Genomic DNA, 13,622 nt, shown 5'->3' with positions numbered 1-13,622 from the left:
GGGATCATACCCCCGTGTGCACCAACGGGCCACTAAGCCGTGGATTGAAACTAAACTTGCTATTCATCTCCAACCGCAAGGTGCAGGAGCCCGTCGACCCGCTCCAGACCGGCCGGCAGCAACATGTTTTCAAGCCATCCGATCGCTTGTCCGCGCTCACTGCAATAAGCGAAGAAGGCCCTTTGCATGGCACGCGTGAAGGCGACAAAGAAGGAATTCAGCTCTTCATCCCGTCCGGGTGAAAGGCTCCACCAAGTCTGTGCATCGAGACCGAAGAAGATCATTGTGTGAAACTCAAGACCCTTGCTTTTGTGGATCGTCATAAGTGGCACCTGGCCTATGCCTTCGAAGCGATCGAGAGCGTCTGACCAAGCGTCCACAGCTTCGGCGCATTCGCAAAACAGCGTGATGAACCCTGTCCGTACCCGTTCGAAGTCCGCGTCCCGTCTATAGGCGGGAAAAGCCTGGCGCAGCCGATCGGCACCGACAAATTCAAGGGCGATCTGAAACACATTTGCCGCGCTCTCGCCATTCTGTTCGTTATCGCGCATAGCCGCACGCAAAGTGGAGGAGAATTCTTCAATACTTCGCTGCAGCCGCTCCTGGGCTCGTGCATCGCCAGTATCGATGGCGAATAGCGCTTGCAGCTGTTCTTGAGTGGCGTTCCAGGCACCCGGGCTACGTTCACCAGTACCGAGCCTCAAGAGCGGTATAAAGATACCTGTCAGTTCTTCGGCAAGTAGTTCCTGAATCGCAATTCCACCAACACTACGCGCCAAGTTTCTGATCTTCAGGCCTTGCGCTGCAAATACGTCCGTCAGTTCGGCTTCAACATCGTCGGCGCGCATACGCACGAGAATGGCGCAGTCATGCGGCTCCAGAATGCCGTGCTCAATTTCTCTATCGATCCAAGCCGCGATTTGCTGTGCTTCCTGCTCGCGTGTATCGAAACGCCAAAGCGCAGCGACCTGACCGTCGACGGCGCGCTGCCCCCTGGCTTCAACGTCTTCTACGTTTGGATCGATGCGCTCCGCAATCACCTGTTGAATGGCGACCAGATCCGCATGAGACCGCCAGTTAAAGCGTAGCGCTCCGTTCACTGCATTGAAGTCAGAAGCAAATTCCTGAAAGGCGTTGTCCATCGCCCCGGCCCAGCCCATAATGCGTTGCTTGTCGTCGCCGACGGCTGTGAAAACGGCATCACTGCCATGAAAAGCACTCTTCACCAGATCATATTGTGCATATGTCGTATCTTGGAATTCATCGAGGAAAACGAAAGGATAGGTGAGCTGCAGGGCACGCCGTATCGCGGGGTTCTCGCGCAGCAAATAATCGACAAGTCTGTTAATCATGGCAAACGAGAGCAACGTACCGGTTGGACGCTCCAATTGCTCCTGCCAATAAGTATGAAGTAGCTCGCGCCAAGCCGGTGGTATTCCCTCCGCATCGAACGGAAGCGGCGCGCGTGCGATCGCCTTTTCGAATTTTTGCCAGCCGATGTCACGCCGACCGCTCCGGGTGAGGAAGTCCTCCAAATCATCGCGCCGCGGAAACCCAATTTCATAGTTGCGGGGCGGCCCAAAGGGTTGAGGGATCGCGGCCCGAAAGCGGTCTAACATATTTTTGGTGAACGCATCGAAGGTAAGCGAGTGAAAACGGCGCGCCTGATCGGGCGGACAACGCTTGCCTACGCGCGCCTTGAGCGTCTGTGCAGCATCCCTTTTAAAGCTGATGGCCAGGATGCATTTGGGCGGCAGACAGATGCCAGTTTGCAGGAGGTATGCTGCTTTTTGCGCTAGGAATTCTGTCTTGCCCGCGCCTGCGCCGGCGGTAACGCATACGCTTCGGTCCGTTTCGCGCAGCGCTTGCCACGCGCCCGGCTCGAGATCGTCGACGCCCTGAGGCCTCCAATCATCGGGAAGCACCAACATCAATCTGCGCCGTTCTCGAGACCGAGCTTCATTTTGACATGTTGAACCAGCGCGCACAGTTCAGGCGGAGCGTTTGCGGCAAGATCTGCCTTCGGAATGCGATTAATCGCGGCCAGATGCGTTTCAGGCTTGCTTCGGCTCAAGAACAGGTATGGATACCAGATAAAGCAATCATCCCACTCAGGATCGTAGAGACCAGCGTTCCCGCCCTTTTTGAGAGTGGCGGCTTTCTTGCGCTCCAAGGCCTCTTCACTGTCGTCAGGACCGTGCGCGCCCGGATCGAGCTCCTTATAGGCGTCTGGAAATGCCGCGAGCATCGCGAAGTCCAGATCGAGTGGATCGGAGAAAAAAACACCTTCGTCTTTCAGCGCCTGCATCCAGTTGTTTTCAGCAAATCCATCAGTCATCTCTTCGTCGGACAGGGCAGGAAGGTTGGCGAGCTCGACCACTTCCATCATCACATCCAAGTTGTTGCTGAGATCGTTTCCAATTTCGGCGAGCGATCCGACGGTCGCCCTTATCGTGTTCGCACCGCCATGTGAGCGCCCCAGGTCGAGATCAATCAGCGTTGCATGCGGTATCTTCAGCGCGTCAAGAAGCCGCCAAAAGTGATCGACATGGCGACCGCCGAGCGGCACAACAGGCACGAAAGAAGGATCAAGAGGGACGCCCATCGCCTCCGCGAGCAGAGGCAACACAATTCGTTCGGACTCCCCCTCGCCGAGGATGACGAACCGCGCGAAGTAGAGCTCCGGATACGCCCGCACGGCGAGCCGGACATACTTACCCGCCTCGGTCGCATCGTCAGGTAGCGTCAAAGATTTTACCGATGAGGCCCTGCTGGTCGTATCGAGCCGGAAGTAGCGCACCTCGTCCGGCTTGATACGGCTCAAAATGCTAGCGCTGTGGCTAGAGATCAGTACTTGCGCCGAGCTGAGCGCTCCGATGTCGCGCGCTTGGTTCATAATGCGAGAGAGGAAGAACGGCGACAGGCTGTTTTCCGGTTCTTCGATGGCCAGAATCGTAAGATGAGCACGCCGCAGCTTATCCTGATCGAACGGGCTATCGGCAGCGGCCAGTCGCAGAGCATCTTTTTCGGTTTCAAGCGTCGCCGCAGTTAGAGCTATATGAAACAGAGAGCGTTGACCGTCGCTTAGGTCGACAAGCGCCCGCTCGCGACCGGCCTCATCGGGATGGAATGCAAATTCGACGCGCCTGACCAGTTCCTCGAGCCGACTTTCCACAAGTCTGAGCACTGGCGTCGTATCTGTGTCGGCTTCGTGGACCTGCCGCCAGCGCTTCGTAAGCCGCTCGACGATGAATTCTGCGGGTGCTTCGCGCTCAAAACGCTTCTGGATGAGCTTGGCTCCGCGCTCGGTCGTCTTGGACAGGCGATCCGACCATTTCGCAGCCCGCCACAAACGCCCCTTAAGCAAATCAGTGACACGATCCGCCGGATTACGGGTCGCCGGCACATAAACAAGTTGGATGGTGCCACGATCAACGGCGGCGACCCTTTGGCACTCATCCCAATCGTAATCATCCCCGAGCGTACCAATCCAGCGAATGTCCTCTTCCACCGTACCATCGGGCGTTCCGTCATCCGTCCAGACTGCCTGCAGGCGCATGCGCGCTTTAAGCGGTTCTCCAGGGCCGGTTGCTGCCATATGGTTGAAAAAATCCGGCACGGCGTCGGCCGCCGCCGCCTCGTCAAGACCGTCTAATTCTGGGAAGGACAGGATACACTCGATCGACAGCGTCGCTCCAGGATCGAGCTCGGTTTGGTCAGGCCTAAGATGAAAATCGCGTGTCTGGATCTGTCTTTCTGCACTTGAGACACCAAAAAGCCGTGCTAACGCCTGAAGCGCCGCCGTTTTTCCGGCTCCGTTTCCGCCAACCAATGCCGTAACCCCGTTCTCAAACCTGAGAGTTTCAGCCTCTGCGCCGAAGCATCGGAAGTTCCGTATAAAAAGTGTGTCAATCTTCATCCGAATTCCCTAGCGTTCTATTTTTTCAAATCGGTTTTCTGCAAATTCCCGAAGGCCCAAGAGGCTCTAAATGTACTTCCGATAGTCACTGCTGACCTTTTGCCCCGAGGGAACGTATTTCAACACGTCACCAACCTTACGGGCTGCTCGGATCGGAATCGGCAAGCGTTGGTTCATCTGGGTCGAGTTCCAGTTCACCTTCGTGAGGCTGAAAACTTCCTTCGCAATCTGTTCGATCGTGCTCTCGCTTTGCGGGTGCGGACAGAGCAACAGGGGGTTCGGGACATAGAGGCCAGGATAGGTCCCATAGTAGGGAATGCTGCCGTTGGTATAGAGCAGCCCATTGCCGTCCAGTTCAACGAAGGTGCCGCGGAGGACAGGGAAGTCGCCGTCGCGCAGCACCTTGACTGAGTAGCTCTCATGAATCCAAACGAGATCGCGCAGTTCCACACCTGCCTCGTCGAGCGCCTTGCCAACACCCTCGGCCTCGTCCTCGCGAAAGCGTGACGTCTTCATGACGATCACGCGTGCCGGCATCGTTCTATGGACCGACTTGTAGGCGGCCAAGGCGCTCTCGGTAAGCTTGTGAGCCTCATCGATAGTGAGGAACGGGTGGCGACCCCGCGACTCTGACTGCGCAGGACCGCCTCTAAGAATGAACCCTCTGCCCCGCTCGTCGAACATTTGCGCAGCACTGGTCCATATCTCGTCGGTTTCGGCATCCTTGAAAAAGCTGATGCCAATGTAACAGGCGGTGAACTCGCCTTCTTCCGGCAATCTGCGCCAGGGCACCTTGCCGCTGCCCTTGTAGTAGAGCGTCGTCATGAGGTTCCATGCGAGGTCAGCTCGATCTTGGGTTTGGCGGTCAGAGTTCTCCTTGATCTTGCGAGGGATCTTGGCACCGGGGTTGATGACATCCTCCCAGACAATCTGAATTGAGAATCTGAGGTCCATCGCTCTGGCCTTGAGCAAGCCACGGAAGTTCGGAGAGGTTTCTCTGCCAGCTTTCGCGTCGGCCGCTTCGCCCTCTAGGTTGGAGCCACGCCAATAGTCGAAATCTGAAGCGCGGACACGATAGGTGAAACCGGCGTTCGTCTCGCCGACATAGCTGCCACGCTCAGTAGCCTTGACCTGAACGGCAATCATCTTCGCAGTCGGCTGATCATCGTCCATCACCTCAGCGATGCCGTCTATCCCTGCTTCCAACCGCGAACGCCCATCGAATTGGAACCCAATTCGCAAGAATTGAAGATTAGCCGCCTTCTCCCCGATTTCGCCAATTCGCTGGCTGGTTGTAACTTTCTTATTCACATCTCGATTCCCGAAAACAGGCTTTTCGAGATGTAACACTTTATCTGGAGCAACATAAGGGAGGAGCAACAAGATATGGAGGTTACCCTTGCAAAGGGTCAAACCTGATAGAGAGCGAAATCTCAGACTTCTAGAACACGGCTGGTGACCACCTCTTACTGCATCAACTTCTGGATGCGACAACCCATCAAGTTAGAGCCCCTGTGTTAGGGCTGTCTCCAACTCGCCCAAATCATGTACGGCCGTTCGTACCTGCTCGACATCCGCATCTTTCACCGAACCAAGAGCAGCCACTTCCCCCCCAAAATCCATTTCAATCTGTCGCTGTTCCTCGGCGATAACGGCTTGAACGACCGGCGAAGTTTTCTTTGGAGCGACATCAGTTTTCCCTGACGATTGGCCATCAGCAGCCTGACGTTCGGCCTCAACGTCGGCCTCGGATCCGCCAGACCCGTCCAGTGGCGGTGTCATCGGCATGGCGCGCATGCTCAGCGGCAGCGTGCCTTGCGGCCCCCCTCCCCCAGGCTGCGGAAACGGCAACTCGCCTGTCTGCGCCGCATGGATGGCCTTAAACAGCCGGTCGTCAAAATACTGGATCCGCTTCGCCCGGACAGGCATCTGGGCATCGATCACCATGACGATCTCGTCGAGCGGTAGGCGGCGCGCCTCATCTTCGGGCAGCAGAGAGCTCTCTTCAGTCCGTGTAGATTGGCTGCGCCCTTCGAAGGGGTTCTTGCCGATGGACTGTGAGCGGGTGACGACGGTTTTCGTGGTCTTTCCGACCGCCTTGCTCAGCTCCTCGACGGTCTTCTCATCCGAGGGCGTCAGGTAGAGTTTCACGCCAGCGTTGCCCTGCAGGGCACGACGGGTGTTTTCACCATAAATTTCATCGAGGGCGGGGATTGTCTGGGTGACCACGGCCAGATGGCCACGATAGGTCCGCAAGGTCTCAATGCTTTCGACCACAATGGGCATCTTGCCGAGGCGGTTGAACTCGTCGAGCATGATCATCACGGGCCAGGGTTCGTCGGGGCCGGGATCCTTTTCCTGCATGGCGGAGAGGAGATCGGAGAAGAACAGGCGGATCAGCGGCGCGAGGGGCTTCACCATCAGCGGCTGGACCACGAGATAGACCGAAAACGGCTTCTTTCGGATCGTGCGGAAATCAAAATCCGACACCGCCGTCGCCTCATCGATGGCAGGGTTCTGCCATTGATCGAGCCCCGAGGTCATCAGGAGCGAGACGTAAGAGGTCAGCGTGTCGTTGTTGGTCGAGGCCAACCGCGTGAAGATCAGCTTGGCCGGCCTGTTGTCGACTTCATGGCCCCGCGCGAAATACTCCTTCTGCTTGTTCCCGCCCGAGGCCGCGATGCGGTAGATCTCGCCCAAGGTCGGGCGTTTGCGCTGAAACGCCAGCAGGCCTGCTGCCACAAAGAGATCGATCCCGCCCTTGAGGAGGCCCTGCACCCGGTCATTGTCGCTTTGCAGGAAGAGCGTCGCGAGGAGCTGCAATTCCATCTGCTGGCGTGCGGGGTCTTTCAGTTCGAAGATGCGCAGCAGCGGGTTGTAGCGATGCGTGCGCTTGCCCTCCCAATCGGTTGGGGCAAAGCGATAGACCTTGTCGCCTTGGGCGGCGCGGTGCCGGGCGGTGGCCTCGAAACACTCGCCCTTCACATCGAGCGTCACGGCGGAGCCTTGCCAGGTCAGCAGGTTCGGAATGACGAAGCCCGTGGTCTTGCCGCGACCCGTGGGCGCCACGATCAGCGCATGGGGAAAGACCTTCGAGCAGATGTACTTCGCGCGGGAGCCCGGCGGCCCCAGCTTGCCAAGGATGAACCCGGTCCCGGGCGCCCCGAAAAACCCGTTGGCCTTCATCTCGCGCGCAGACTGCCAATGGGTCTGGCCAAAGCGTGTGAGGGCGGAGCCCGAGAGGGCGAGGCTCAGCATCAGGCCGACGGCGGCGAAGCTGCCGATGATCAGGTGGATGAGTTGGGCGTCCTCCGGGCGGCGGTCCAGGATCGCCATGTAGTTTTGCGCAATATAGGCAAAGTCGATCTCGGCCCCAAACCCGAGATCCTGGTAGGTCAGCACCGCCGAGGCGATGGTGTAGCCCATGGCCCCGGTCACCAGCGTTACCAGAAGGACCCCTGTGGCGATCCGCGCTTTGCCCATGGAGGCGCTCAATGGACCTGACCCCGCTCGGTCTCGCCATCCACGTCTGTCGTGCGGTGTTTTTCGTATTCGGTGTCGGCAAGATCATCGACCACCTGGCGCAAGGCCTCCGTGTTGGCCGTCGCGGCATCGGATTGCAGATAGACCTTGGCGACATAGAACCGGTCGAGGCGGTCCTCGAGAACCTTGTCCAGCGCATCGGCATCGCCGGATGTGAGCCGGTCGAGTTGGCGAACGTCCAGCACCCGCGCGATCTCGCCGCGGAAAGCGTTACGCTCCGCCTCGGTCTCGAAGGGTGCGGTCAACTCCCCCGCCCGTTCATGGTCGAGGACACGCGCAATTTCGTCTGCGACACGGTCGGTACGGTCAGACTGCGGCGCAGTTTCACCGCCAGCGGCGAGGATGTCGTCGCGCGTGCCGGACCCGAGCCTTTCGCGCATCTCGTTGTCGCGGCGGACCTGATTGATGACCTCCGTGTCGCGTATCTCTACGACGGCCGCATAGGTCGCGCCGAGCCCGCGGGCGAGGTGGGAGGGCATGTCCGGATAGCGCGCCCTGAAATCATCCGTGACAGCATCCGCAACGGGCGTGCGGAGGTCGCGCTCCGCCATGATCCGGTCGACCTCGCGGGTGATCTCGCTGGCGCGGGTCGCATCGGTGATAATCTCCCTGTAGGGCTCAGACCGGTCGATTACATCGCCAGGGCGTGCGAGCAGATCCGGATGTGCCTCGAGATACGCGCGCTGCTCCGTCTCGATCCGGCGCTCCGCCTTTGAGACAACCTCCCGGTCCCGGTCCTCGATCTGCTCTGCTGTCAGGCCGTCTGCGCGCATCTCCTGACGGATTGTCCCTTCCATCGCCTGCACCGCGTCGCGGTGATAATGGAACCGCTCGCTGACCACTTCCGCGTCCATGACCCCATCCCGGCGCAGCACGTTTTCCCGCTCCAGCAGCGTGCCGAGGTTAACATGCACATCGTTGAGAATGTCGCGCGCCTGTTCCAGATCGGTGCGGCGTTCGAGGTTCAGATCGCGCGCCTCGGCGACCTTGGAGAGATCATCGGCGATCCATTGATGCTCGAGCGCTGCATTTGAGGCGCCCGTCTCTATCCGGGCCACCACTTCCGATGTGCTAATCCCGGTGCCCCGTAGTGCTGCGTCAATGCGCGCTCTCAGGTCGGGCTCGGTCAGACGCTCAAGCTGGTTGGTGTCGATGTTCGCCTCGGAATAGATCCCGCCCTCCGAGGGGGTCTCTGACAGCGTGGATGATCGCAAACCCATAGGCTGCATGTGCTCGACCTGCGTCTGGATCTCGATAAAGCGTTTTTCCAGCGCGGGACGTTCCGCGTCGGACTTCTCGGTGATCATGCCCTGCACCCGCGCGAGCTTCTCCGCATAGAGGCTTCTGAGATCCTCGAAGCTCTGATCCTCGGCCATATAGACATCTCCTGTTCGGTCCACCTGCCCGCCGCGCGCCAGAACCTCGCCCGCGCGGAAGAGTGCGGCGGCAATATCTTCGCGGGCCTCCCGGGAGGCTTCCGCGGCAAGCGAATGGTAGACGGTTCTGGTATTGACGATCTCCGCCAGCGTCCGCGTCAGGTCCTGCCCCACACGCTCCCGCTCAACAGGCGCGCGGCCCTCTTCTTTCGCCGCATAAACTTCGCTGGTACGGGCCGGGTAATGCACGACACCGCGATCAACCCGACGCGTAGCCTCCAGGCGCACACCGTACTTCTCCGCCTCCTCGACCATGGCGAGGCGGAAATCGTCGTAGTTGAAGCGATGATTGCGCCCGAGAAAGAAGAACTCCCCTTCCTGCGAGCGGCGGTTCAGCACCAGATGCGCATGGGGATGATCGCGGTCCTCATGCACCGCGATGATGTAATCAAAATGCCCCTCACCCGTCTGGAAGAACCGCTCGGCCACATCCGTCGCGATGTCACGCACATCCTCGCCCCGCGTGCCAATGGGGAAGGACATGAGCATGTGGGTGGTCTGGCCTAGCTTGGGCTTGAAGCCGCCGTCCCACCGCTTGGCAAAGCGCTCGGTCAGGTCCTTGATGTCACCCGCCTCGAGCTTCGCCTTGCCATCCAGGAACCCGCTACTGTCCACAATATGCGTGGACTTGGTGGTGAGGTAATCGAGCTGGTTTGCGAGCTGCGACTTGGTATGCGTGCCGCCGCCCCGGATCGCCTTGAAGACCGCCGGCCGGTGCCCTGCCGCCGCGCGGATGAGCTGCTTTTGCTTGGCCACATGCAGCCCCTGCATCGAGCCCCGGACGCGGCTCCAGCCATCCCGGAAGACCTCGCCCGTGACGGAATGGACAGCATCATTCAGCCGCATGGGCAAACTCCCTCAGCGCGGCCGTGGCCTCGAGCTGCATCGCGTCCCGACGGCGCCGGATCGCCAAGTCGATCTCGTCGGCGGAATCCAGGATGAACCGTGCCAGCCCGCGCATCTGCGCGAGGCGCAATTCCGAAAACTCCGGGCCAGCCCCTTGCCCCTGCCGGTTGGCCTGCGTCATCTGCTTGGCGATCTGCGCGACCCCATTGCCGACCTCGTGCAGCGAGGCGCGGTAGCGCGCCATCTCGGCCGCCAATTGCGCGTCCGGAACGAACACCCCGCCTGCCGCCTGGATGAGCCGCCGCAGTCCCTCGGCCCGGCTCTCGATCCCCGCCTTCGCCAACACCTCGTCGAGCGCCTCAAGCTCCGCAGCCGTGACCTTTACACTGACAGCGGAGACCGGGATCGCGGCATCTGCCTGGCGCTCAGCATCGGCTTTGAGGACGTAGCGCACGGCCCGCGATGTAACCTCGAAACGCTCGGCCAGCTCAGACGTCGACACACCCTCCGCGGCCTCGCGGACGATCTGCATCTTTTCGATCTCTGTCAGGCGTTTTGTTCGGGACATGCGGAAGAAAGACCCCCTATTTCCTGCCACCTTCCACCAAGGCTGCCTATACCTTACGATAATATACCAAGCTGTCAATTATATACTTACGTCGAATTCAGGCTCAGGCAGCCTTGGTGTCCGCTTGACGCCGCGGCCCGCAGGGACGCGGCTCTGCCGCCCTCACCACCAGCACAGCCTCCAGCTTCAAAGGCCCCTTCTCCAGCACCGCCCGAGGGTCTGGACGAACACGCATGTGTTCGGACGGAACCGCGGGCGGGCGCAAACCCCACCGACAGGGCGGACAGTCAGGGTCAAGGCGGGCCAGATTTGGCTTGCCAAATCTCTGCCGCAAAAACCGGGAGGCCAAGGCCGATAGGTTTTTGTGGATGGCCCCCTTGAGGCTGACTGGCCGGTCTGTCGCGGCCTGATCATTTCGGGGGGAGTGCGTCCGTTGAACGCGCAGCGGCCGACGGCTTCGTGAAGTCGCCTCGGGCGATCTGACCGCCGGACGCGGCATCCCTGGAACAGGGATCGGGCCGCCCCAAGATCGTCCCGGGGCGGCCCATCCTCGTCAGAGGATTCAGTCCTGGGGATCTTTCGCGCTCGGCGGGAACATCACCAGCTCCGAGACCGCGACCGGGAAGTCGAGCTTGAGGCTGAAGAACTCCGAGCCGTCCCCGTTGCGGGTGTTGCGGAACATAGCGCCCACGCGCTGAAAACGGGTGCGCTCCTGGCCATCGGTATCGGTGAACTTGACGGGGACGGTGGCGACGTAGTGGTTGGTCATTTGGGTTACTCCTTGTTGCGATGGGGATCACCCGGCACGGGGCAAGAGGCCCGGTCGCAAGCGCAAATGCGGAGGGTCCGCGGCCAGCCATGGAAGCCGTATTTGTGCTTGCCGAAGCGTGAGCTGAGGGCACGATTGGGCCGACCCCGTGCGATCCACATCTATGAGCAAAAGGAGTGACCCGGATGACCCTTGCCATCACGCAGCCGCCACCATCCGCGTCCGCGTCCCGCCGAGCCTGGCCGAGGTGCTGACGGAGCCCGCCCGCGTGGATGCGATGTTCCGAAACACGCCCCGAGGGACGTGCAGGTCTTCAGCCTCAAGTGCGACGTCTCGATCTCTCGCGTCTTGTGCTGCTAAGGATGTGCGTGAGGTGCGTACCATCCCGAGCCCATACCGATGCGGATGGACCGCACTCTGACGGACCGGGTAGAGGGATAACGGTACTGGACGCCGCAGACTGCCGATCACGCGTGACCGACCGCACGCGCCATGAGACATGACGAAAGGGCCGCGCCAAGCGCGACCCCCTCTCTTCAATCCTGCGACGCCGTCTTCGCCGGGTCCGCAACCCGCATGACCGTCAGGCCTTTCGCTTCCGCCTTCTGCCCGAGGTTCAGCGCGACCCCGTTGCCGCCGAAGAGAACAACCCCCGTCGCCGCGAACTTGTCGTCCAGCATTTCGTCGTTGCACTTGAACGGTGCCGCCCGCCCGTGCGCGGACCAGCGCGGATCGAAGCGCGCTTGTGCTATCCCGCGTGCCCGGGCCCACCGGGCCGCAATCATCTCTGCCCCGTGCTTGCCACCCTTGTGGCAGAGGAAGATCTCCTGGTTGCGGTTCTGCCTGATCCGCTCGCGAACCTTGTCGAGCGTGTTGAAGATCACATCGACATCTGTCCAGTCGGTGGCGCCTGAGGCGATCAGGGGCACCCCCACGACTTTCGACTTCTCGGCGGTCTCGCGGTCGTGCTGCTCCAGGAGCTGCCGCGCCTCGAAGACCGCCCCGGTCTCTTTCGCCCGGACGCTTGCGCGCGACCCGGCTGCCGGGATGTAGGCGTGGCCCGTCTCGCTCTCGTAGCATTCCGCCGCCGCCTCGCTCATCACCTCGATGGCGCCGACGATCTCGCGCAGCTGCACAAAGCGCGCCTGCGCCTCTTCGAGCGCGGTCTCGGCGATCTCCGATCCGTCGTGGGATTTTGCCAGCGCGCCGATCTTGTCGGCGGTGCGGTCGACCTCCTTGCCAAGCGCCACCTTGCGCCGCTGCAGGATTGTGGCGAGCCCATGGGCCAGCGGTTCGATTTCGGCTTCAAGCCCGGTCCCGCGCAGCTGCCCGAGCAAAGCCTCGAAGCTCTCGCGGATGATGCGGTCGGTCAGGACGTGATCCTCCGGGATCGGCAGGTGGGCGTCCTTCTCGGTCAGCCCGAAAAGCTCGATGGTCTCGTAGGTGTTTGCGTTGTCGTAAGCCATGTCTGGTCTCCAGTATTCAGTTCCAAGGCCACCACGTGAGTGTGGGGGCATGGCCGAATGCCTGGTTTCCGAATCTGCCCGGGTCATGGACGGCGCAGCCGCCGGCTTGCCGGGCGCAAAAGTTTTCCGAGCGCGGCACCCGACACATGCGCGTCCTCACCCACGGGACCGCCCCGCACCACTGGCGCCGCCCTCGCCGAAAAGTTTTGCGATCCTTGACGCGGGCTGATTTGGGGGCCATCCGGAGGATATGCTTCCACGCTCATGTGTGTGTGTTTTGACGGTAGGTTTGACCGACCCGAGCAGGCAAACGGCCCGACCGGACGCGGGAGACGGATGGAGTGGCGGGATCGTTTTGCGCTTAAGCAAAACAGACCAGAGCGCAATCCGGCGGAGCGGCCGGGGAGGGACGTGCTCGCGAGGCGGGCAAACCGGGATGCCAGGCGCGACGCCGCGGTGAGGCCGCATGGCCGAATGCGCGACGGACCGAAGGGCCGTTCTCCCCTGCGACACGCGAAGCCGAGCGGGGGAGGCCGCAAGGCTGGTTGCTAAGCAGAGGATCAGGTGCTCGCGCTTCCTACTAGAGATCGCACGGCACGACGGAGGTGATTTACTCGAAGTCTCGCAGAACCGGCGAACAGTGTTCCAAAGAAGGCAGGATTGTCGCCAACACGTTAGGCTCGCGAGCTCGAGGTTGTAGGCTTTCATTCAGTCGGACTTCAACTTTCAATTGGTCGGTGGTTGACTTTCAATTGGTCGGAGACGTACTTTCAATCGGTCAAAAGGAGTCGCGCGGCGATGTACCCAAGATTTGCCAAGGCTAGAGTGGAAGAGGCGCTGTCCGACACCCGCGTGGTCCTCATCTCGGGGCCGCGTCAATCCGGTAAAACGACACTTGCAACCGAAATCGCGTCGGACAAGACACCCTTTCTGACACTGGACGATGCCAACGTATTGCGGTCGGCGATCGATGATCCGGTCGGTTTCGTCCGCGGATTGGACCGCGCAGTAATCGATGAAATCCAACGCGCACCCGACCTTCTACTCGCCATTAAGAACTTGGTCGATGACGACA

Annotated in this window: 9 protein-coding genes; 1 reads left to right on the top strand and 8 read right to left on the bottom strand. The window is 60.6% G+C overall.

Going from position 1 to position 13,622, the window contains the following annotated elements:
* Positions 1-59: 59 nt before the first annotated feature.
* From AC2FPW_RS12825 to AC2FPW_RS12790, 8 genes are all read right to left on the bottom strand, one after another.
* Complete coding sequence (locus AC2FPW_RS12825) at positions 60-1,931, bottom strand: UvrD-helicase domain-containing protein (RefSeq protein WP_496814042.1); 1,872 nt, start codon at positions 1,929-1,931, stop codon at positions 60-62.
* Complete coding sequence (locus AC2FPW_RS12820; protein ID WP_496814041.1) at positions 1,931-3,919, bottom strand: ATP-dependent nuclease; 1,989 nt, start codon at positions 3,917-3,919, stop codon at positions 1,931-1,933. The genes AC2FPW_RS12825 and AC2FPW_RS12820 overlap by 1 nt, the downstream gene beginning before the upstream one ends.
* A gap of 66 nt (positions 3,920-3,985) precedes the next feature.
* Positions 3,986-5,230 carry a DUF4365 domain-containing protein gene (locus tag AC2FPW_RS12815; RefSeq protein WP_496814040.1) on the bottom strand — a complete coding sequence of 415 codons (1,245 nt, stop codon included), beginning with the start codon at positions 5,228-5,230 and terminating at the stop codon, positions 3,986-3,988.
* Positions 5,231-5,422: 192 nt separating this feature from the next.
* On the bottom strand, positions 5,423-7,402 hold the full coding sequence (locus AC2FPW_RS12810; protein ID WP_496814039.1) for a type IV secretory system conjugative DNA transfer family protein: 1,980 nt from the start codon (positions 7,400-7,402) through the stop codon (positions 5,423-5,425).
* 8 nt (positions 7,403-7,410) lie between these two features.
* Positions 7,411-9,744 (bottom strand): relaxase/mobilization nuclease domain-containing protein, encoded by a 2,334-nt coding sequence (locus tag AC2FPW_RS12805; protein ID WP_496814037.1) that lies wholly within the window; start codon positions 9,742-9,744, stop codon positions 7,411-7,413.
* Positions 9,731-10,312, bottom strand: a complete 582-nt coding sequence (locus AC2FPW_RS12800) for a transposase (RefSeq protein WP_496814036.1) — start codon at positions 10,310-10,312, stop codon at positions 9,731-9,733. Before AC2FPW_RS12800 ends, AC2FPW_RS12805 begins: the two co-directional genes overlap by 14 nt.
* A 562-nt stretch (positions 10,313-10,874) precedes the next feature.
* Positions 10,875-11,081 carry a hypothetical protein gene (locus AC2FPW_RS12795; RefSeq protein WP_007120662.1) on the bottom strand — a complete coding sequence of 69 codons (207 nt, stop codon included), beginning with the start codon at positions 11,079-11,081 and terminating at the stop codon, positions 10,875-10,877.
* 536 nt (positions 11,082-11,617) lie between these two features.
* Positions 11,618-12,547, bottom strand: a complete 930-nt coding sequence (locus AC2FPW_RS12790) for a DUF2493 domain-containing protein (RefSeq protein WP_496814035.1) — start codon at positions 12,545-12,547, stop codon at positions 11,618-11,620.
* A gap of 798 nt (positions 12,548-13,345) precedes the next feature.
* Between AC2FPW_RS12790 and AC2FPW_RS12785 the strand changes: the two genes are divergently transcribed.
* Positions 13,346-13,622, top strand: a 277-nt coding sequence (locus AC2FPW_RS12785) for an AAA family ATPase (RefSeq protein ID WP_496814033.1), incomplete at its 3' end; no start/stop codon positions are given.

Source organism: Ruegeria sp. SATB027, from assembly GCF_059613825.1.
Note: the sequence above shows the minus strand (reverse complement) of the source record. Positions and strands in the feature narration are given on the sequence as shown.